The organism is Pseudomonas sp. P867, assembly GCF_019891455.1.
GTDB lineage: Bacteria > Pseudomonadota > Gammaproteobacteria > Pseudomonadales > Pseudomonadaceae > Aquipseudomonas > Aquipseudomonas synxantha_A.
This window is the reverse complement of the sequence record NZ_JAFLXB010000012.1, coordinates 97,129-119,861: the sequence shown is the minus strand read 5'-3', so window position 1 is coordinate 119,861 and position 22,733 is coordinate 97,129. Positions and strand designations below refer to the sequence as shown.

8 protein-coding genes are annotated in these 22,733 nt (G+C 61.7%); 5 read left to right on the top strand and 3 right to left on the bottom strand.

Translation table 11 applies throughout. From position 1 onward, the window contains the following. Window positions 1-28: 28 nt before the first annotated feature. Complete coding sequence (locus J1G33_RS20890; RefSeq protein ID WP_032876290.1) at window positions 29-1,657, bottom strand: hypothetical protein; 1,629 nt, start codon at window positions 1,655-1,657, stop codon at window positions 29-31. A 142-nt stretch (window positions 1,658-1,799) separates the two neighbouring features. On the opposite strand from J1G33_RS20890, the gene pvdM reads away from it, so the two are divergent. Genes pvdM through J1G33_RS20875 form a run of 3 tightly spaced genes read left to right on the top strand, consistent with a single transcriptional unit; the run spans window position 1,800 to window position 5,337 of the window. Continuing rightward, window positions 1,800-3,149, top strand: a complete 1,350-nt coding sequence (gene pvdM, locus J1G33_RS20885) for a pyoverdine-tailoring dipeptidase-like protein PvdM (RefSeq protein ID WP_223018668.1) — start codon at window positions 1,800-1,802, stop codon at window positions 3,147-3,149. A gap of 18 nt (window positions 3,150-3,167) precedes the next feature. Next, a complete protein-coding gene (locus J1G33_RS20880; protein ID WP_223018667.1) occupies window positions 3,168-4,436 on the top strand; it encodes an aminotransferase class V-fold PLP-dependent enzyme in 1,269 nt (422 codons plus the stop codon). 28 nt (window positions 4,437-4,464) lie between these two features. Then, complete coding sequence (locus J1G33_RS20875) at window positions 4,465-5,337, top strand: formylglycine-generating enzyme family protein (RefSeq protein ID WP_223018666.1); 873 nt, start codon at window positions 4,465-4,467, stop codon at window positions 5,335-5,337. Window positions 5,338-5,458: 121 nt separating this feature from the next. Here J1G33_RS20875 and J1G33_RS20870 read toward each other — a convergent pair whose 3' ends face one another. Then, on the bottom strand, window positions 5,459-6,286 hold the full coding sequence (locus tag J1G33_RS20870; RefSeq protein WP_223018665.1) for a N(5)-hydroxyornithine transformylase PvdF: 828 nt from the start codon (window positions 6,284-6,286) through the stop codon (window positions 5,459-5,461). Window positions 6,287-6,488: 202 nt separating this feature from the next. Here J1G33_RS20870 and J1G33_RS20865 point away from each other — a divergent pair, with 202 nt between their 5' ends. After that, window positions 6,489-8,141: a cyclic peptide export ABC transporter gene (locus J1G33_RS20865; protein WP_223018664.1), complete on the top strand. Its 1,653-nt coding sequence runs from the start codon at window positions 6,489-6,491 to the stop codon at window positions 8,139-8,141. 118 nt (window positions 8,142-8,259) lie between these two features. Next, a complete protein-coding gene (locus J1G33_RS20860) occupies window positions 8,260-10,707 on the top strand; it encodes a TonB-dependent siderophore receptor (RefSeq protein WP_148854202.1) in 2,448 nt (815 codons plus the stop codon). A 173-nt stretch (window positions 10,708-10,880) separates the two neighbouring features. Here J1G33_RS20860 and J1G33_RS20855 read toward each other — a convergent pair whose 3' ends face one another. Further along, complete coding sequence (locus J1G33_RS20855; RefSeq protein WP_223018663.1) at window positions 10,881-22,730, bottom strand: non-ribosomal peptide synthetase; 11,850 nt, start codon at window positions 22,728-22,730, stop codon at window positions 10,881-10,883. Window positions 22,731-22,733: the final 3 nt, after the last annotated feature.

Here is a 22,733-nt window from a genome sequence, read left to right as displayed (position 1 = left end):
CCTGAAGGTGTCAAGGTCTACCGCGCAGTCATGTCTCGCGCTTGACCTTCAAATGCCGCGCATACCAAGGCCGCCGCGGTACGCGTTTGAACAACCCCTTGAGCAGGTCCTCATCGGCGCCGAAGGTAATACGCAGGGCCAGTTTCATGATTTCCGGGTCCATTTCCATCGAGCGACCCTGCTGCAAGCCCGGCGTGGTGCTGCAACCGTGGGTGTCCGGGCCCAGCCAGGGGTCGCCCACTTCAACCCAACGGCCCGGCGCAAACCAGGCCACACCGTTGACTTCAAGGCGACGCACTTCGCCCGGATTGAAGCGCTCGTGGGCGCGGAACCAGTCTTCGATGCGGTCATCGATCCAGCCGTGGAAGTGCCAGAACACCGGATTGACGTGGGATGAAAACGGATCGCCAAGGAAGTCATTCTCAGGCGCATACCAGCGTGCCGAGAAGTCTGCTGGGTCACGGGCGAACGGCACAGGTGCGCCGTTGGACGGGTCGCGGGGCACCGAGGCCCACCGCATGTGCAGCCAGTCGTGCAGGCCCAGTTCCATCTCCGAGCCCAACTGGCCCAGTGTCAACTTGGCCAGGTAGCGCGGGTCGCGGTACTGGGATTCCCAGACCTGGAAGTTGCTGTGGTAGGTCTCGGCCGTCTTGATATCACTGACCCACTGGGTGTAGTCGGCGTCGTCCGGCGCCGACCAACAGGGCGGCAGCGCGAAGCCGTCGTGGTTGTCGAAGTAGCGCACAAAGCCCAGGCGATCACGCTCCAGCGCCGGTTGCGGCGCGGGGAATTGCGGCCACGACGGCAGGTCTTGCATGGAGCGCGCAGTACCGAGCATATGCCGGTGCATGAAGAAGAAGTCGATGCCCGAGCCATTGCGATCCTTGCGTTTGCCGCGGGCATCGCGCTCCTGGCCACGGGGCCCCGGTTGCCAGCCGATGCCACGCAGGGCCTCGCGTTTTTCTTCGGAGAGCTTGTGCCACTGGTCACGCGTGGCGTGCCACAGTTGGTGAAACAGGCGATGTTCGGGAGAAACCAGCCAGGCCAGCAACGTGGGATTCAGACCGATGCGTTGTCGAGCCTCGGGGAACAGCTGTTTGTGCGCGATGAAACGATTGTCGCGCTCGATCAACGCCAGGGGGCGATCGAGGTCGAGGATTTGCCCGCTGAGCGTGGCGCTGCCGGCATTGCCGAAGGCAGCCCAGACTTCATCCAGGGTCATCTTGAACTCATAGGCCGGCACACCGCCGACTGAGTCGCGGTCGATCAACCGCCAATAGAGCACGGCGCTCTCGCCCGTCAGCAGGTCGCCCAAGACTCGATAGCGTGGCTCGCCGTCGGCACGCAGGTTTTCGGCGGTATCCAGGTAACCCCGCAGCCCCCGGCCACGAGGGGCGATGTCGAGCAGCAGCTCCAGGCCGTGTAACGGCAAACCCGCAAGGCCGGCATCGCGCCCTGCCAGGCGCAGGCTCCAGACGCCGCGCAGGGTGTTCGCCAGGTGCTGGCCCTGGGTGTCGGCCAGGTCCACCGTGGCTTCGCCGGGGGTGATGGGGAATTCTTCTTCCCGCGTCAGCTCGCGATGGGCATAAAAGGCCGCCGGCACGGCCGCGCCGGTCAGCGCCAGGCCTGCGATGAACCCACGTCGAGAGATTGTCATTGGCTACCTTAGGAAACGGCTTGATCAGAGCTAGAACGTTTGCAGCCCGCTGAAATTTACCGTCGCGCCAGCGCCGCCTAAATTTCCCCCGCCAGCGCTCGTTCTTCCCTGATAGCAAAGGCCGCAACTGACTGAGATGGCAATGACAAAATCACGTTCGAAAAAGGCGTTGTATATCGGCCTGCCGTTGGCCCTGGCTATCGGCGCCGGGGTCGGTTTTCTGGTCTGGGACCAATGGTTCAAGGGCAACGCCGGCTACCCGCTGGAGGTGATCAAGCAGGCCAATGAAATGCAGGATCGCCTGTTGTCGTTCGACAGCCACATCACCCTGCCCCTGGATTTCGGTACGGCAGGCAATGAGGCCGACAAGGATGGCAGCGGCCAGTTCGACCTGGCCAAGGCGGCGCGGGGCCGGTTGTCGGGTGCCGCGCTGACGATCTTCGGCTGGCCGGAAATCTGGAACGGCGCGAACGCCCCGCACAAGCCCACCGACGGTTTTGTCGAAGAGGCCCGCCACGAACAGGAGGTGCGCTACAAGATCATCTCCGGCATGGTGCGCGACTTTCCCAACCAGGTGGGCATCGCCTACACCCCGGACGATATGCGGCGCCTGCACGGCGAAGGCAAGTTCGCGATCTTTATCAGCATGCTCAACGCCTACCCGCTGGGCAACGACCTCAACCAGCTGGACCTGTGGGCTGCACGCGGCATGCGCATGTTCGGGTTCAGCTACATCGGCAATAACGCCTGGTCCGACTCTTCGCGCCCGCTGCCGTTTTTCAATGACTCGCCCGACGCCCTTGAAGGCCTGTCGCCGATCGGCCGGCAGGCGGTGCATCGCCTGAATGACCTGGGCGTGATCATCGATGTGTCGCAGATGTCGACCAAGGCCCTGGAACAAGTCGCGCAGTTGAGCCGCACGCCGATGGTGGCATCCCACTCGGCGCCTCGGGCGTCGGTGGATATCCCGCGCAACCTCAGCGACAAAGAACTGCAACTGATCAAGAACAGCGGCGGCGTGGTGCAGGTGGTGGGCTTCCCCGCGTACCTGCGCCCCTTGAGCCAGCCGACCCAGGACAAGCTCAACACCCTGCGCGCACGCTTCGACCTGCCACCACTGCCCAACCTGGCCATGGCCTTGATGCCCGGCGATGCAATCATTGCCGCCTGGCCCGAGCAACGCTTCGGCGAGTATGCCGGCGCGCTGTACGCCATCCTTGAAGAAGAACCCAAGGCCACCCTCAAGGACCTGGGAGACGCCATCGACTACACCGTGCGCAAGATCGGCATTGATCACGTCGGCATCGCTTCGGACTTCAACGACGGCGGTGGTTTGCAGGGCTGGGAGAACGTTGGCGAAGTACGCAACGTCACCGCCGAATTGATCCAGCGCGGCTACTCCGAAGCCGATATTGCCAAACTGTGGGGCGGCAACTTCCTGCGGGTGTGGGACCAGGTACAAAAAGCCGCCAAACCATTGGCCAATCGCTAACCAGCACGAAGTAAGTCCATGACCGACCGCCGTACATTTCTCAAGCAGGCCGGCATCTTTGCCGCGAGCCTGCCACTGGGCGCCGCACTGCTGCCCGAGGCACTGGCAGCCACTACAAACGACCCATGGACGGGACTCAAACAGCTGTTCAACCAGGACCCGGACTACCTGCACTTTTCCAACTTTCTGGTGGCCTCGCACCCCAAGCCGGTGCGCGAAGCCATTGAACGCTACCGCCAGCAGATCGATCGCAACCCCGGGCTGGCCATGGACTGGGACCTGCAGGAGACCTGGAAGCGCGAAGGCCAGGTACGCGAGTGGGCCGGCCGCTATTTGAAAGCCAAACCCGCACAGATCGCCCTCACCGGTAGCACATCCGAAGGGCTGGCGATGATTTACGGCGGGATCAAGGTGCGCGCCGACCAGGAAATCCTCACCACCGTGCACGAGCACTATGCCACCGAGTTCAGCCTGGATTTCAGAGTGCGCAAGGAGCAGACCCAGGTTCGTAAAATACGCCTGTTCGAAAACGCCAATCAGGTATCGGTCGATGAGGTGCTGAGCAATATCCAGCGCAATATCCGCCCCAACACTCGCGTATTGGGCATGACGTGGGTGCAGTCGGGCAGCGGCGTGAAATTGCCCATCGGCGAGATCGGCAAGCTGGTGGACGAACACAACCGCAACCGCGACGAGCCGGACCGCATTCTCTATGTGGTCGACGGCGTGCACGGCTTCGGCGTCGAGAACCTCGACTTCCCGGACATGCACTGCGACTTCTTTATATCAGGCACCCACAAGTGGATGTTCGGCCCGCGCGGCACCGGCCTGGTGTGCGCCCGCGAGACCGAAAACAAATACGTCACACCGATGATACCGACCTTCTCGGAAGACAAGGACTTCGCCACGACCATGACACCCGGCGGCTACCACGCCTTCGAACATCGCTGGGCCGCCGACGAAGCCTTCAAGTTGCACCTGCAGTTGGGCAAGGCGCCGGTACAGGCACGCATCCATGCGCTCAATACCGAACTGAAAGACCAGTTGCTGGCTCACTCGCAGATCGAACTGGTGACACCACGCAGCCCCGAGCTGTCGGCGGGCTTCACCTTCTTTCGGGTCAAGGGCCAGGACAGCGATGCAGTCGCGGCCCACCTGATGAAAAACCGCGTGGTGGTGGACGCGGTAGACCGTGACGTCGGCCCGGTGATTCGCACCTCGCCCGGCCTGCTCAACAACTCGGCCGAGATCCAGCGCTTCATGACCTTGCTGAGCCAGCGGTTATGACCTTTTTCCCTTTGAACGAGATGCCCACATGACTCCATCCCGACTCAAACCCCTGACCGCCCTGGCGCTCACCGCCCTGTGTGGGGCCCTGCTGCCCAACCTGGCCCATGCTGCCGCCCCGCAGCCGGGCAAGGTCTTCAAGGACTGCAAGGACTGCCCCGAGATGGTGGTGCTGCCCGCCGGCACCTTCACCATGGGCACCCCGGACGATGAAGTGGGGCGCGAGCCCGATGAAGGCCCGATGCATGAAGTGACCTTCGCCAAGCCGTTCGCCATGAGCCGTTTCCACATCACCGCCGGCGAATGGGACAGTTACGTGCGCCAGACCGGCGTGAAGATCGCCAACGGCGACGACCGCCCCGGCCGCGAATGTATCGCCAGCAAGCCACGCTACCCCCAGGGCCCACGCCAGCCGGCAGTATGCATGGACATGGACGACATCAAGCAATACGTGAATTGGTTGTCGAAGAAGACCGGACACACGTACCACATGGTCAGCGAAGCCCAGCGTGAATACGCCGCGCGCGCCGGTACCACCGGACCGTTCCCCTTTCCGTTCGACGAGGGCAAGGGCTACAGCATCGCCAGGCACGCCAACACCTACGGCCCGGCGGACGGCTATAGCTATTCGTCGCCGGTCGGCAGCTACCCGCCGAATGCGTTCGGGATGTATGACATGCACGGCAATGTGTATGAGCGGGTAGCCGATTGCGAGCACCCGAACTACGTCGGCGCACCGACTGATGGCAGTGCGTGGGTGGAGCCGAACTGTGAGGCTTATCAGATTCGCGGCAATGACTGGGGCGAGGCGCCGGTGTTTTCACGTTCGGGCAACCGCAACAACATCTATCCGCAGACGCGCGGGGACTGGATTGGGTTTCGGGTCGTGCGCGAGCTCTAAATTGTGGGAGGGGGCTTGCTCCCGATAGCGGTGTGTCAGTCACCCATGCATTGACTGACATGCCCTCATCGGGAGCAAGCCCCCTCCCACATTTAGATCCCATGCATCAGCAAGATTGTGCTCAGCCTTGTTTGGCCAACAGCTCCAAGCCCTCGTGCAGCGCCGGGAACAGGCTGTTATTGAAGTTGTTCCAGCGCAGTTCGAGGATGGTGTCCTCGGGCGAAATCTCCGTCTTGAGCACGTCGTGGAACACTTCACCGGAGTCGATACCGTTATCCACGTAGTGGAACGATGCACCGGTCAGGTACAGCGGCTCGCACGGCTGGGTCTGCCTGGTCGCCCAATCTACAACCGCTTGCCCACGCGCACCGTACAACGCATTCCAGGTGGCATAGGCCCCACGGCGCTCGTAAGGCGATTCGATGCGGGTGATGCCCGGATGAATGTTCATGATGCGACGGGCAAACGGCGCGCCCGGACGCACCAGTTCATCGAGGATAACCAGCAAACCGTCAAGCACCACGATGTCGGCCTTCAACTCCACCAGGATGTCATGCAGGCGCCGCTCGAAATCCTGCTTGCCGGCGATATGTTCGGCGCTGCCCCGTGGCAGCCGGCGATAGGTGGATGGCACGCTCAGCAGCAGGTCATTGACCAACTTGCCCTGCACGCGCAAATCCGCCGGGTACAACCACTGGCGGCCCGGCTTGTAGGCGAAGCCATAGTCCGCTACCAACTGCTGGTCGCGCGGGTTTTGCTCATCGTCGTCATACACCACGCCCACCAGGTTGTAGACCTCGCCCAGCGGCGTGTCGTTGAGCGAGCCCACCAGAAACTCCAGCACCGACTTCATGTAGCGCTCGTGGTCCTTATAGGCCACCGGCTGCCCGGCCTTGTCGGCAGCGGCATTTCTCAGGGACCAGACATACACCAGGTTCTTTTTCGTCATTTGTTTCGCTCTCGCTGAAAGGGCCACGCACAGCGTCGATACGCGTGCGCCTACACAACAAGAACGAACCAGGCCCCAGGCAATTTATCGCCCACGGCCACCGCCCGGCACAGCGAGCTAAATAGTCACGCCGGCACTTCGTTTGTCATGGGTAAGGGTCTGTGTGCCCAGCCCCCTCTTTTTCATTTCCCGGGAAGTATTTATGACCGACCCCAAGCGCGGCGCCTTCAAAGGTTTGCTCGCATTGCTCCGGCCCTTTCGCACCATTGTGACGGTCTCCGTCGCCCTCGGCATGGTCGGCGGCCTGGCCATCACCCTGCTGCTGGCAACCATCAACAATGCTCTGCATTCCGAGGGCGGCATGACACAGGGCGTGGTCCTGACCTTTGCCGCCTTGTGCGTGGTGGCGCTTATCAGTTCGATCATTTCCGACATCGGCACCAACTATGTCGGGCAACGGATCATTGCCGCCCTGCGCAAGGACCTGGGTGAAAAGGTGCTGTCAGCTCCGATCGGGCAGATCGAGCAGTATCGCTCCCACCGCCTGATCCCAGTGCTGACCCACGACGTGGACACCATCAGCGATTTTTCCTTTGCCTTCACACCCCTGGCCATCGCCGCCACCGTCACCCTGGGTTGCCTCGGTTACCTGGCTTACCTGTCGGTGCCGATGTTTCTGATGATGGTGGTCGCGATCATTGTCGGTAGCGCCGTGCAGTTCATTGCCGGCGGCAAAGGCATCCAGGGCTTCGACCTGGCCCGCAGCCACGAGGATGAATTGCAGCGCTATTACAATGCGATTGCCTCCGGCGCGAAGGAATTGCGCATGCACCGCCCGCGGCGGTTTCGCATGAACACCCATCGCATCCAGGAAACCGCTGACCGCATCAGCGACATCCAGGTGCGCTCGGTCAATATTTATATTCTGGCCAAGACCTTCGGCTCGATGCTGTTCTTCGTGGTCATCGGCCTGGCTTTGGCGATGCAGGCGTACAACCCCAACCCCGACCCTACGGTGATTACTGGCTTCGTGCTGGTGCTGTTGTACATGAAGGGGCCGCTGGAGCACCTGCTGGGTTACTTGCCGGTCGTGGGCAAGGCCAAGATTGCCTTTGGGCGCATCAGCGAACTGTCGGAGCGTTTTTCTTCGCCAGAGCCCCACTTGTTGATGGACGACAGTGAAGCGCCAAAGCCGCTGGTCAACAGCCTTGAACTGCGCAGCGTCAGCTACAGCCCACCAGCGGTAGAAGGCAGCCAGCCGTTCCATCTGGGGCCGATCAACCTCAGCATCAAGAAAGGCGATATCGTATTTATCGTAGGCGAAAACGGTAGCGGCAAGACCACCTTGATCAAGCTGCTGCTGGGCCTGTATCCGCCTCAGGCCGGCGAGATTGTGCTCAACGGCACAGCGGTGACCGACCCTGAACGCGACGATTATCGGCAGTTGTTCACTACGGTGTTTTCTGACTACTACCTGTTCGACGATTTGGTACAAGGCAGCGCAGCCCAGTCCCTGGACAGCGCGACCAAATACCTGGAACGCCTGGAAATCGCGCACAAGGTCAGCGTCAAGGATGGTGTGTTCAGCACCACCGACCTGTCCACCGGCCAGCGCAAACGCCTGGCCCTGGTCAATGCCTGGCTGGAGGAGCGCCCGGTACTGGTGTTCGACGAATGGGCCGCCGACCAGGACCCGGCCTTTCGCCGCATCTTCTACACCGAGCTACTGCCGGACCTCAAACGCCTGGGCAAGACCATCATCGTGATCAGCCATGACGACCGTTATTTCGACATTGCCGACCAATTGGTGCGTCTGCGCGCCGGCCAGGTGGTGCATGAAATGGAGCCTGCATGATGCATCGGAATATTTTTTTCCGGTTTTGCGAAGTAGGAACGTCTCACTAGTGGTAATGAGAACTAACCTCAATAAACACTTATAATTGCCCACTTAAAACACAGAAGAGAAAGCATCCATGCCAGCACGACTCGGTCTCAGCCCCCTGAGCAAAGCGCTATCCATGCGCCGGGCCCTGAACATCAACCTCTTGCCGAGTACCCTGGCGCTGGCTGTGTCGATGCCAATTGCAGGTTATGTGCAAGCCCAGGAGATCGAGCTGAATATTCCTGCACAGTCGCTGGGGAGCGCACTGCAGGAATTTGGCCGCCAGACCAATGTGCAAGTGCTGTACAGCCCGGGCGATGTACAGGGCAAGAACAGCCGCGCCGTCAAGGGCAAGATGCAGCCGCAGCAAGCCATTGACGCATTGCTGGCTGGCAGCCAGACCACCTATAGCCTCAATGGCAATACCTTGACCGTTGCCGCCGCCAGCAGCGGCGGTTCAATGGAACTGAGCCCGACCCAGGTGACAGCCAACTACCTGGGCAATATCACCGAAGACTCCGGTTCCTACACGCCGGGCACCGTTGCCACGGCTACCCGCCTGACCCTGACGCCACGGCAAACCCCACAGTCGATCACGGTGATCACGCGCCAGCACATCGAAGACTTCGGCCTCAACAACGTTGATGATGTGATGCGCCACACGCCGGGTATCACGGTTTCAGCCTATGACTCCGACCGTACCAACTACTATTCCCGTGGCTTCTCGGTCAACAGCTTCCAGTACGACGGTATTCCGTCCACCGTGCGTAACGTCGGTTACTCCGCAGGCAACACCCTGAGCGACATGGCGATCTACGACCGTGTCGAGGTCCTCAAGGGCTCAACAGGCCTGCTCAACGGTGCCGGCTCCCTGGGCGCGACCATCAACCTGGTCCGCAAGAAGCCAACCTCGGAATTCAAGGGCCACGTCCAACTGGGCGCGGGTTCCTGGGACAACTACCGCAGCGAAGTGGATGTGAGCGGCCCGTTGACCGACAGCGGCAATGTCCGTGGGCGTGCCGTGGCGGCGTATCAAGACAAAAAGTCCTTCATGGACCACTACTCGCGCAAGACCGAAACCTACTACGGCATCACCGAATTCGACCTCTCCCCGGACACCATGCTGACGGTGGGCTTCGATTACCAGGACAACATTCCGCAGGGGTCGAGCTGGTCCGGGTCCTTCCCACTGGTCAACTCCAACGGCAGCATCAACAAGATGCCGCGCTCGTACAACAACGGCACCACGTGGAGTTCCTGGGAGCAGAACACCCGTACCGCGTTCGCCATGCTCGAGCATGACCTGGGTGACGGCTGGGTGACCAAGTTCCAGCTCGACCACAAGATCAACGGCTACCATGCGGACCTGGCTTCGATTCAGTTCATCCAGCCGAAAGCCGATGGCACCGCCGAGATCAACGGGCAGAAATACACCGGCGAAACCAAGAGCACGTCGGCCGATCTCTACGCCACCGGGCCGTTCAGCCTGTTTGGTCGCGAACATGAACTGGTGGTGGGGGGGTCCATCGGCACCTCGCGCTGGCAAGGCAAGGGCTACTGGTCGCCGGAATGGCCAGGAGGCAACAAGGTCGATTTCTATAACTGGAACGGCCATATCGCCAAACCGATCTACGGCCCGGCCCAACAGCACATCGATGACACCATTCGCCAAACCGGTTACTACCTGACCGCACGCTTTAACGTGATAGACGACCTGAACGTGATCCTGGGTGGGCGCGTGGCCAATTATCACGTCACCGGCAACAACCCGTCCTACAAGGAAACCGGCCGGTTCATTCCTTATGCCGGTGTAATCTACGACCTCAACGACAACTTCTCGGTGTACGCCAGCTACACCGATATTTTCCAACCTCAGGAAAGCACCTATAAAGATCGGAACAAAACGCTGCTGGAACCGGATGAAGGGCAAAACTACGAGCTGGGGCTGAAGGGCGAATTCTTTGAGGGTCGCCTGAACACCAGCATTGCGTATTTTGAAGTTCACGAGACCAATCGGGCTATCCCGGACGATGCCTACAACAACCAGACCCCAGCCCCAGACGGCTTTCAGTATGCATTCAAGGGATCCAAGGCAGTCACCAAAGGCTACGAAGCGGAGATCTCCGGTGAGTTGAGCCCAGGCTGGCAACTCCAGGGCGGCTACACCCATAAGATCGTGCGCGATAACAAAGACAAGAAAATCTCCACTTTCGAACCCGAGCACCAGGTCAACCTGAACACCACCTACAAACTCAAGGGCAGCCTGGACCAGTTCACCATCGGTGGTGGCCTGCGCTGGCAGACGAAGGGCTGGAATTCAATCTGGAACGGCGTGACCGAGACCAACCAGGACATCACTCAGGAATCCTACTGGTTGGTGGACTTGATGACCCGCTACCAGGTCACCAAGAACCTTTCGGCCACCGTCAACTTCAACAATATCTTCGACAAGTCCTACTACAGCAACGTGGGCTTCTATGACTCAGCCGCCTACGGCGAGCCACGCAACGTGATGGTCAGCACCCGCTGGGACTTCTGATCGCACCCCTTGATCGACCGCACGCCCGGTGAGAGTTGAACGCTCACCGGGCGTTTTTTTTCGTACGAAAATAGTCTGTGGCTGCTTCATTGATCGGCATCAGCCAAAAAGACTATGCCGCTCACCCACAAAAAACCCGGATACAGGATCCGGGCTTCTCGTAAAGCGGCGGCTTACCTCATCGCATCCGCCAAACTGCTGATGAACACTGCGCTGTCGATAATGCCGTCATGATCAGTCTCAATCATCACCGAGCGCTCGATACGCCCCTGGCTGATCACCGTCGCCATTTGCTGCTCAATCACGTCCTTGAATCGCCCTGCCCGGCTCTTGGCTGCCCACCAGCAACTGATGGGAGCCTTGATCGGCTTGAAGTCAGCCTGCAGCAAGCGCTCACTCAGTGCCCGGTCAACGTCCCAGGATATCTGCGCCTCATTGCCACGCAGCAGTTCCTCTTTGACGGCAGTAAATGCTTCGCCCAAGGTCTGTTCAGCCCAGCTCACGAACCCCAGCCATTGCTGCGCTTCATCCTCGGTATCCCGCCGGCATTGCTGCCAGGCACCCTGGATGGACTCGGCAAATTCGGGGAACATCACCCCCAACAAGGCGGCACGTCGCTCATTGGCTGAGACTTCGAGGTCGTCCTCGACCTCCACAGCATCCCAGTAGGGTTTGACCCACTGTGGCGGCGCAGCGTCGATCCAGCCTACAAACTCAACCTCGCGGCCGGCTTGCTCCAGGCCGTAGGCCACTTCCATGGCCAGATTACCGCCCAACGACCAGCCGGCCAGGCGGAACGCGCCATGGGGTTGGGCCGCCAACAATTGCGCGGTGTAATCCTCGACCATCACCTGCCAATGCGGCACCGCGGCGCCGTCTTCAGCCAATGCGCGACACATTACCCCGTACACCGGGCGCTGCTCACGCAGGGCCAGAGCAATCGCGGTGTAGCAATGCACCGAGCCGAAGCTTGGGTGGAACATGAACAACGGCGTGCCTTGCGTCTGCTGGTTAAGCTTGACGATCAACGACGCTCGGCTATCGCCCTGCAAGCACTTGACCTGCCCCGCCACGGTGGGGTTAAGCATCAATTGGCTGACGGACAGGTTCACGCCGCTGACCTTGCGAATCCGCTCCTTGAGCATCAGCACCCGCAGCGAATGGCCGCCGAGTTCGAAGAAATTGTCGCGAAGCCCCACACGCTCCACTTCCAGAACCTCGCGCCAGATCGCCGCGATCTGCTGCTCGATCTCGGTGACAGGTGCCTGGTGTTGCTCAGCGCTCTGAGCCTCAGGCTTGGGCAGTGCCTTACGGTCCAACTTGCCGTTCGGGCTCAGCGGCATCTGCGTCAGCACCACCCACTGCGCTGGGACCATGTAGTCCGGCAACTGCGCGGCCAGGTACGCAACCACCGCCGCTTTCCAATCCTCAAGCGGCTGTTGCAGCACCAGGTAACCCACCAGGTGCGTGCCGTCCACCGCCAGCACTGCGGCTTCGCGGATACTGTCGAGCTCCAGCAGGCGCGCTTCGATTTCTCCCAACTCGATACGCAGGCCACGCAGTTTGACCTGATGGTCCATGCGCCCGGCATATTCGATCACGCCATCGTCGCGATAACGCGCCAGGTCGCCGGTGCGATACAGACGTGTGCCGCTACCGAACGGGTCAGTCACAAAACGCTCAGCGGTGAGTGCCGCGCGGCGATGGTAACCCCGCGCCAAGCCAATGCCGCCCAAGTACAATTCACCCAACACGCCCACCGGTGCCGGCTCCAGATTGTCATCCAACACGTAGCAACCCAGGTTGGCAATCGGTCGGCCAATCGGCACGGCATCGCGGCCTTCCTCGACACAAGTCCAGTGGGTCACATCGATAGCCGCTTCGGTGGGACCGTACAGGTTGTACAACCCGGCGTGGGGTAACTTGGCGAACACCTGTTGCTGGGCGTCCGCGGGCAATGCCTCACCGCTGCAGACGATGCGTTGCAGGCTCTGGCACGAAGCAACTGCCGCGTCTTGCAAGAACGCTTGCAGCATGGACGGCACGAAATGCAGCGTGGTGATCTGCTGCGAGTTGATCAGGCTCACCAGCCTGGCAGGGTCACGATGATCCCCCGGCGCCGCCACCACCAGGCGGGCGCCGGTCATCAACGGCCAGAAGAACTCCCACACCGACACGTCAAAGCTGAACGGGGTTTTCTGCAATACGCTGTCGCGGGCGTCCAGACCATAGGCCTGCTGCATCCAGCACAGGCGGTTGGTCAGTGCGTTATGGCGGTTGCCGGCGCCCTTGGGTTGGCCGGTGGAACCGGAGGTGTAGATCACGTAGGCGAGGTTTTCGCCATGCACGGTAATATCCGGGTTGTGGCTGCCGAACGCCTCCAACCAGGCATCGCCCTGCTCCAGCACCAGAGTGTTCACACCCGCTGGAACCGGCAGCTGCGCCAGCAGGTGGGTCTGGGTCAACAGCAGTTGTACGCCACTGTCTTGCAGCATGTAGGCCAGGCGGTCACCGGGGTATTCCGGGTCCAGCGGCACATAGGCGCCACCGGCCTTGAGCACCGCCAACAGGCCGACCACCATTTCCACCGAGCGCTCCAGCGCCAGGCCCACCAGCACATCCGGGCCGACTCCGGCCGCCATCAAGCGGTGCGCCAGCCGGTTGGCCCGGGCGTTCAACGCGCTGTAACTCAGGGTTTGCCCGTCAAACACCAACGCTTGCGCATCCGGCGTGCGCAATACCTGAGCCTCGATCAAGCGGTGTACTGCTTGATCGAGCGGGTAGTCCACCGCCGTGGCATTCCAATCCTGCACCACCAACTGACGCTCGGCCTGCGCCAGAGACGGCAACGCGCCAAGACGTTGACTGCCATCGGTGGCCAGGGCCAGCAGCAACTGCTGGAAGTGCTCGGCCAAGCGCTGGATATGCGCGGTGCTGAAGACCTGGCGGGCGTAATTGAATTCCAGGCCCAGTGTCTCGCCGAGGGCCAACAACACGGTCAATGGATAGTGGGTCTGCTCCAGGCTGTGCACTGCACCAAACCGCAACCCCGACGGTGCACCCTGCTCCAGCGCCTCGGACACCGGATAATTTTCAAACACCAGGATACTGTCGAACAGGGCTTCACCGCCCAGCCCGGCCCAACGCTGGATCTCGAACAGCGGCGTGTGTTCTTGCTCACGCAAGCCAACGTTCTGCTGCTGGAGCTGCTGCAACCAGTGGCTGACCGACATCTGCGCATCCGGCGTCGCCACCACGGGCAGCGTGTTAATGAACAATCCGACCTGCTGTTCAATCCCGCGAAGTTGCGCCGGACGCCCTGCCACCGTGGCGCCGAAGGCTACGGTGGCTTGCCCGGTGTGGTGATGCAACAGCAACAACCAGGCGCCTTGCACCAGGGTATTGAGGGTCACCTTGTGGCGCTGGGCAAAGGTTCTAAGCTGTTCGGTTTGCGCGGCATCCAGGCTCAAGCGATGTTCGCCATTGACCGCCAGGACCGCGTCCGCCTCAGACTGTGCGGAACGGGACAGACGCGTAGGCTCTTGCAGGTTGACCAGTTGGTCTTTCCAGAACGCTTGACTGGCAGCTTTATCCTGCGCCTGCAGCCAGGCGATATAGTCACGATAACGCCCGGTCGGCGCGGGCAGCGCCTCACCCGCATACTGTTGCAGCACCTCACCGAACAGCTGCGAACCACTCCAGCCATCCATCAGGATATGGTGATTGGTGTAGATCAGGTGGTAGCTCGATACCCCCGTGCGCACCACCGTCAAGCTCAGCAACGGCGCCTGCTCCAGCACAAAGCCCTGGGCCCGTGCCGACTCGGCCAAGTCATCAAGAGCCTGGTTGCAGTCTGCACGCGTTTGCCAATCCAACTGCACAAACGGCAGGTGCGCCTGCTTGTAGACCACCTGCAAAGGCTGCTCAAGCTCCGCCTGCCAGACAACACCGCTGCGCAGGATCTCATGACGCTCCACCGCCACCTGCCATGCCTGGTGGAAGCGCGCTGCGTCCAGGCCCTGCACATCAATGCGCATCTGGTTGATGTAGTCACCCGAGCCTTCGCCGTACAGCGATTGGAACAACATGCCTTGCTGCATCGGTGACAACGGGTACAGGTCTTCGACCTCGGCCACGTTCAGCGCCAGGCCATCCAACTGTGCCTGGGACAACCGCGCCAGGGGGAAGTCCGACGGCGTCACGCCCTGGTGCGTCGACTCACAGCAGTGGTCGATCAGCGCCTTGAGTTCAGTTGCATATTCATCAGCCAGGCATTGCACCGTCGCTTCATCGAACATCGCCTGGCTGAAGCTCCAGTTCAATTTCAGCTCGCCGCCAAAGACTTGGCCATTGATCTCCAGCCAGTTGCCCAAAGGCGCCTGCTGGCTTTGCTCGGCACCGCTGGCATCACCGGTCGGTGTGAACAGCCCTGGCTGTTCGCCATTGTCAAAACTGGCGTCAAACTGCCCCAGGTAGTTGAAGGTAATACGTGGGCGTGGCAAGGCCGCCAGCGCCAGTTGCGCCTCGGTATCGCCCAGGTATCGCAATGCGCCAAACCCCAGGCCCTTGTCGGGCACGGCGCGCAATTGCTCCTTGATGTGTTTCAGGGAAGTACCCAGGGAGTCAGCGGGAACCAGTTGCAATGGGTAAAGGCTGGTAAACCAACCGACCGTGCGGGTCAGGTCGATCTCATCGAACAGGTCTTCACGACCGTGGCCTTCCAGCCGTATCAACATCGAGGCCTCGCCGCTCCAGCGTGTGATCACCCGCGCCAGGGCGGTGAGCAGCAGGTCGTTGATCTGGGTGCGGTAGGCGCTCGGCGCGTCTTGCAGCAAACGTCGCGTATACGTGCCGTCCAACTGCGTGCTCACGCTCAGCGCCAGCTGATTGCTCAAGCTTGCCTGTGGATCAGCGCCGGGCAAGCCGACCGGGCTACCTTGCAATTGCGTCTGCCACCAGGCCAGTTGGTGTTGCAGCGCAGCGCTACGGGCATAGGTCTGCAAGCGTGCGGCCCAGGCGCGGGTGGCGCTGGTCTTGGCCGGCAACGCCACAGGAGCGCCCTGCGCCAGTTGCTGGTAAGCGCTTTGCAGGTCTTCAAGCAGGATGCGCCACGACACACCGTCCACCACCAAGTGATGGATCACCAGCAACAAACGCTGGGAGCCATCGGCCAACTGCGCCAACACAGCACGCACTAACGGCCCCACAGCCAGGTCGAGGCTGCGTTGGGCTTCTTCACCCAGGGCGTCCAGCTCCTCGACGCTGTTCAAGGTGGTTTGCCACAACACCTGTTCAGCCTGGTGCTGATCGGGACCGCGGTAAGCTGCGCTCCAGCCTTGCGGCCCCTCGACGAAAGTGCTGCGCAAGGCATCGTGATGCACGATCAACGCCTGCAGTGCCGCCACCAGCAGCGGCGCCTGCAACGGCTGGTGCGGTTGCAGCACCACAGACTGGTTCCAGTGGTGACGCTGGGGAATGTCATCGGCAAAGAAGCCTTGTTGCACTGGTAGCAGCAGCAACTCGCCGGTCAGGGCCGACTGGTCCAGTTGCACCGTGCCCTCGCCTTCCCGGGCGACGGTCGCCAGGCTTTGCACAGTCTGATGCTGGAACAGATCCTTGGGCGTGAAGCGCACCCCGGCCTGGCGAGCCCGGCTGACCACCTGGATCGAAATGATCGAGTCGCCACCCAGTTCGAAGAAGTTGTCATGCAAGCCGACTTGCGGCAGGCGCAGCACGTCGGCCCAGATGGTGGCGATCTTGTGCTCCAACTCGCTCTGAGGTGCCACATACACCTGCTGCATCTGGCTCACATCCGGCAGCGGCAAGCCCTTGCGATCGAGCTTGCCGTTAGGGGTCAGCGGCATACGTTCGAGGAACATCAAGTGCGTCGGCACCATGTAGTCCGGCAAGCGGGATTTCAACGCGCGACGCAAGGTTTCGCGGCCGTTTGATTGAGCGACTGCGTCGTCCAGAAGTGTTGAGTCCAGCGGCACGACATAGGCCACCAACTGCTTGCCGGTCGGGCCCTCCTGAGCCACCACCACGGTTTCACCGACGCTGACCTGCTCGCGCAAACGCGCTTCGATTTCACCCAACTCGATACGGAAACCCCGGATCTTCACCTGATGGTCGACACGGCCCAGGTAGTCCACCACCCCATCCGGACGCCCACGGGTCAGGTCGCCGCTGCGGTATACACGGCTGCCCGGTTTGCCGTATGGGTCCGGCACGAAACGCTCGGCAGTCAGTGCCGGGCGCTCCAGGTAACCCCGGGCCACGCCCTCGCCGCCCAGGTACAACTCGCCTGCCACGCCGATGGGTTGCAGATTGAGTTGCGAATCCAGGACGTAACCGCTGCGGTTGCCGAGCAAGGTGCCGATGGGTGCGTAGACTGCACCGCATGGATCGCCCTTGCGCGCTTTCCACAACAACGGCGTAACCACGGTTTCGGTAGGGCCGTAGCCGTTGAACAGGTACTTGGGTTTCAGCGCGCGCCAAGCCAGGTCATAGCTGGCTTGAGCAACGGCATCACCGCCAAAGCAATACACCCGTACCGCCGGTGGGTTGCCGTCGCGTTCGGCATGTTCGGCCAACTGTTGCAGGTACACCGGCGGGAAGACCGCCATGGTCACGTTATGGCGGTGCATCTGCTCATAGGTGTATTCCGGCAACCACAGGCTGTCATCACGGATCAACACGCTGGCGCCGTTGATCAACGGGTGCATCCAGCCTTCGTGGGAGCCGTCGAAGGCGAACGACATAAAGTGCAGTTCGCAATCGGCCGGCGAGGTTTCATAGCGCTCGCCGGTGGCGATAATGTGCGCCACCAACGGCCCATGAGACACCGCCACGCCCTTGGGCAGGCCGGTGGAACCGGAGGTGTAGATCACGTAGGCGAGGTTGTCGCCATCCAGCGCCACATTCGGTGCTGTTTCGCTATAACCTGACCAGGCGTGCACCTGATCCACCGCCAAGGCTTCCAGGCCCTCCGGGATCGGCAACCGCTGCTGCACTGCAGAATGAGTCAGCAGCAATTTCGAGCGGCTGTCTTGCATCATGTACAGCAAGCGATCACGCGGGTACTCGATATCCAGCGGCACATACACGCCACCGGCTTTCATCACCGCCAGGAACGCCACCATGATTTCGGCACTGCGCGGCATGGCAATGGCCACGCGCACTTCCGGGCCGACGCCACGGGCAATCAGGGCATGAGCCAGACGGTTGGCCTGGCGATCCAGTTCGCCGTAGCTCAGGGTTTGTGCGTCGAACTTCACCGCCACCGCCGTCGGGTTTTCCCGGGCGCGATCGGCAAACAATTCGTGCACCCAGCGCTCGGCCGAGAAGCCAGAATCCGTGCGGTTCCAGAGTTGCAGGATCTGTTGTTGTTCGGCCGCGTCCAGCAAGCTCAACTGACTGAGCTGCTGCCGCGGGTTGGCAACCATCCCCTGCAGCAGGTTCTGCCAGTGGCGCGCCATGCGTTGCACAGTGCCAGCTTCGAACAGGTCCTGGGCATAACCCAGGGTGGCCCATATGCCTTCGGTGGACTCCTGGATATCCAGGTCCAGGTCGAAATGAGCGGTCTTGCTTTCCCACTCCAGCCCTTCCACCTGCAACGCTGGCAATTGGCGCTGAACCTGGACCTGGCCGACATCGGTCTGGTGGTTGAACATGACCTGAAACAACGGGTTGTGACTCAGGCTACGCTCGGGTTGCAGAGCTTCCACCAGTTGTTCGAACGGCAAGTCCTGGTGGGCCTGGGCCTCGACCGCGCGTTGCCGAACGTGCTGCAACAACTGCTCGACACTCATCTGCCCATGCACATCCGCCTTGAGCACCTGAGTGTTGACGAAAAAGCCGATCAGCCGCTCGGTCTCGCTGCGATTGCGGTTGGCAATCGGCACACCGACGCGTATTTCTTCCTGGCCGCTGTAGCGGTGCAACAAAGTCTGGAACGATGCCAGCAGCAACATGAACAGGGTCACGCCCTGCTCTTGCGCCAACACCTTGAGGCCCTGAGTGAGTTCGGGCGCCAGCTCGAAGGCCAGGCGCGCGCCACGGTGGCTCTGCACCGCCGGGCGCTGGTGGTCGAACGGCAACTCCAGCACGCTCTGCTCACCGCCCAACAGCTCACGCCAGTAGGCCAGTTGACGTTGCTTCTCGCCGGCGTCCATCCAGTTACGCTGCCATACGGCATAATCGGCGTACTGGATCGGCAACACCGGTAGCGGCACATCCTGGCCTTGGCTGTAACCGGCATACAACTGCACCAACTCCTCGACCACCAACTGCATTGACCAACCATCGGAGACGATATGATGCTGCACCAGCACCAACACATGCTCGTCGGCGGCCAGGCGCAGCAACGTCACGCGTAGCAACGGGCCCTGCTGCAGGTCGAACGGCTGGGCAATCAACGCTTCTACCCGGGCCTGAAGCTGGGCCTCATCGACATCAGTCTGGGTGATCGGCAAGGCCACCTGCGGTTCAATCACTTGCACCGCGCCGTCGTGATCCTGGCGAATATGGGTGCGCAAGCTTTCATGGCGCGCCAGCAAGCTATCGAAACTGTGCTGAAGCGCGCCTGGATCCAACTGCCCTTTCAAGCGTAATGCACTGGGGATGTGATACGCCGCACTCTGGGGCTCCAGTTGCCACAAAAACCATTGACGCTCCTGGGCATAAGACAACGGCAACGGCTGCTCGCGGCCCGCCGGCAGCAGAGGTGGCGCCGTCGGCATCGGGCTGTCCTGGGCCTGCAAGGCGGTGACAAATGCCTCCAGGCGTGGGTGTTCGAACACGGCCTTGAGCGGCACTTCCAGGCTCAGGGTCTGGCGAATCCGTGATACCACCTGCATCGCCAACAGCGAATGCCCGCCCAGTTCGAAAAAGTGCTGGTTCAGGCCCACGTGCTCGGCGCCGAGGATATCCGCCCAGATCGCTGCCACCTGTTGCTGCAACGGCGTGACCGGCGCCAGCCAGTCCTGTTGCAAGGCGGCGGCTTCGGGTTTGGGCAGCGCCTGGCGGTCCAGCTTGCCGTTGGGGTTCAAAGGCATGTGGTCGAGGAAGATCAGGTGCGCTGGCACCATGTAGTCCGGCAGGTGTTCACGCAAGGTCAGCATCAGTTGTTCGCCAGCCTCCGCGCGCTCGGTTTCAGACAGCGTCTGCGCCGGCACCAGGTAGGCCACCAGTTGGTTGTCAGCCGCCAGCAACAAGGCTTCACGCACACTGTCCTGAGCCAGCAGTACGCTTTCAATCTCACCCAGTTCAATGCGGAAACCACGGATCTTGACCTGGTGGTCGACCCGCCCGACATACTCCACCACGCCGTCGGCGCGATAACGCGCCAGGTCGCCCGTGCGGTACAGGCGCTCGCCTGCCGCGCCGAACGGGTCCGCGACGAAACGTTCGGCAGTCAGGCCCGGCCGTTGTAAATAAGCGCGGGCCAAGCCACTGGCGCTGGCGATATAGAGTTCACCGACTGCGCCCAGCGCCAGCAAGTTCAGGTCGCGGTCCAGCACATACAGACCACGCCCTGGCAGCGCCCGGCCAATCGGGCTGGCACCGGCGGCGCTGACGGCGCTCGCGTCGGTGCAGTCCAGCACACTGGAGACCACAGTGGCCTCGGTAGGCCCGTAGGTGTTGAGCAAGCGCACATGGCTAAGCCCTGCGCGCTGCCACAGGAGTGGGCCATCCAACGGCATGGCTTCGCCGCCGATATGGATCTGGCGCAAGGCACCATAAGACCTCGGGCCCGCTGCCAGGCAGTCTTGCAGGAACAGCTTCCAGTAGGCCGTGGGCAAGTCGGCCAAGGTGATGCCCTGGGCGATGATCTGCCGATACAGCTCGGCACCGTCCCACAGTTGCGGGCCGCGCAGTACTACGGTGGCACCGAGGGTCAGGGCCGGGTACAACTGCTCGACAAAACCGTCGAAGTTCAGGGTGGCAAACTGCAACACCCGGTCTTGGGCAACCAGTTGCGAGTAATCCGCCGCGATGCCAACGAACTCACTCAGGGCAGCATGGCTGATGGCAACCCCCTTGGGCTTGCCGGTGGAGCCGGAGGTGTAGATCACGTACGCCAGGCTCTGGGGCTCGACATCAGTCGGTAGATTGTCCTCGGAGCACTGCGCCAATGGGGCCAGATCAATATCCACGGACGACACATGAGCCGGCAACGGCAGGCGCCCGCGCAGGTGGGATTGAGTCAACACCAGCCCGACGCCGCTGTCCTCAAGCATATGCACCAGGCGTTCGCGCGGGTACTCAGGGTCCAACGGCACATAGGCTGCGCCCGTCTTGAGCACCGCCAGCAAGCTGACCACCATGGCAAAGGAGCGCTCGACGCAGATCCCCACCCGCCCATCAGCGCCGATGCCCTGGGCCAGCAGGTAATGCGCCAGGCGGTTGGCTTGGCGATTCAGTTCGCCATAGCTGAGGGCCTGGTCATTCAGGGCCAGGGCCTGGCGGCCCGGCTGCCGGTCGGCCTGGGCTTCAAACAGCCGGTGCACCGCGTGCAGGGTGGTGGCACACGCCGGAGCATTCCAATCCTGGAGCATCACCTGTTGCTCCACGGCACTCAGCATCGGCAGCTCGCAGAGACGGCTGCGCGGTGCGTTCACCACCGCCTGCAACACGTGCTGCCAGTGCTGCGCCAAGCGCTCGACGGTGGCGGCGTCGAACAAGTCAGTGGCATAGGTCAGCGCAGCCCAGAGGCCCTCGGCGGATTCATGGGTATCCAGGCTCAGATCGAAATGGGTGGTCGGGCTGTCCCACTCCAGTTCCACCACACGCAGGCCCGGTAACTGCTGGCCTTCGCGGCCGCCCTGGGCATCGGTCTGGTGGTTGAACATCACCTGGAACAATGGGTTGTGGCTCAAGCTGCGTTCGGGCTGCAACGCCACCACCAGTTGTTCGAACGGCAGATCCTGATGGGCCTGGGCCTCCAGGGCGCGACGCTTGGTTTGTTGCAGCAGTTCGGCAAAGCTCATCTGCCCGTCGAGGTCAGCCTTGAGCACCTGTGTATTGACGAAGAAGCCGATCAGCCGCTCGGTTTCGACACGGTTTCGGTTGGCATTCGGCACGCCAATACGAATGTCCGACTGCCCGCTGTAGCGATACAACAGGGCTTGGAACGACGCCAGCAACAGCATAAACGCCGTTACACCCTCCTGCTGCGCCAGGCGCTTGAGACCGGCCACCAGAGCCGGTGGCAGATGCACCTGCACGCTTGCACCGCGATGGCTTTGCTGCGCCGGACGCGAGCGGTCCAGCGGCAGCTCAAGCACCGGCTGCTCGCCGCCCAGCAGGGCCTGCCAATAGGCCAGCTGGCGCGCCTGCTCTCCGGCCTCCATCCAGCCTCGTTGCCACAGGGCGTAGTCGGCGTACTGGATCGGCAGCTCAGGCAGTTGCAAATCATGGCCCTGACTATGAGCAGCGTAGAACTGCACCAGCTCTTCGACCATCACTTGCATCGACCAACCATCGGAGACGATGTGGTGCTGCACCATCACTAGCACATGTTCATCTTCGGCCAGTTGCAGCAGCGTCACGCGCAACAACGGCGCCTGGTGCAAATCGAACGGCCGTGCGACTTCGGCTTCCACCCGCGCCATCAACTGTGCCTCGTCGATACGCGCCTGGTGGATCTGCACCCGCGCCTGGGGCATCACCGCTTGCCAGAGGCGTTCGCCGTCCTCGACCAGTTGTGTGCGCAAGCTCTCATGCCGGGCCAGCAGGCTGTCGAAACTGCGCTGCAATGCCGCCAGGTCCAAGTGCCCGTGCAAACGCAGGGCGCCGGGGATGTGATAGGCGGTGCTGTCCGGATCCAGTTGCCAAAGAAACCACTGGCGCTCTTGAGCGTAGGACAGCGGCAGATGTTGGCCGTCCTCGCGGATCGAGGCAATCGGCAGTTGAGCGAAACTCATGCCCCGGCTTTGCAGGCGCTGGTAAAACTGCTGGCGCTGCTCCAGAGGCAAGCGAAGAAAGCGCGACACCAAGTCGATATTAGGGTTGGAAAGCATGGT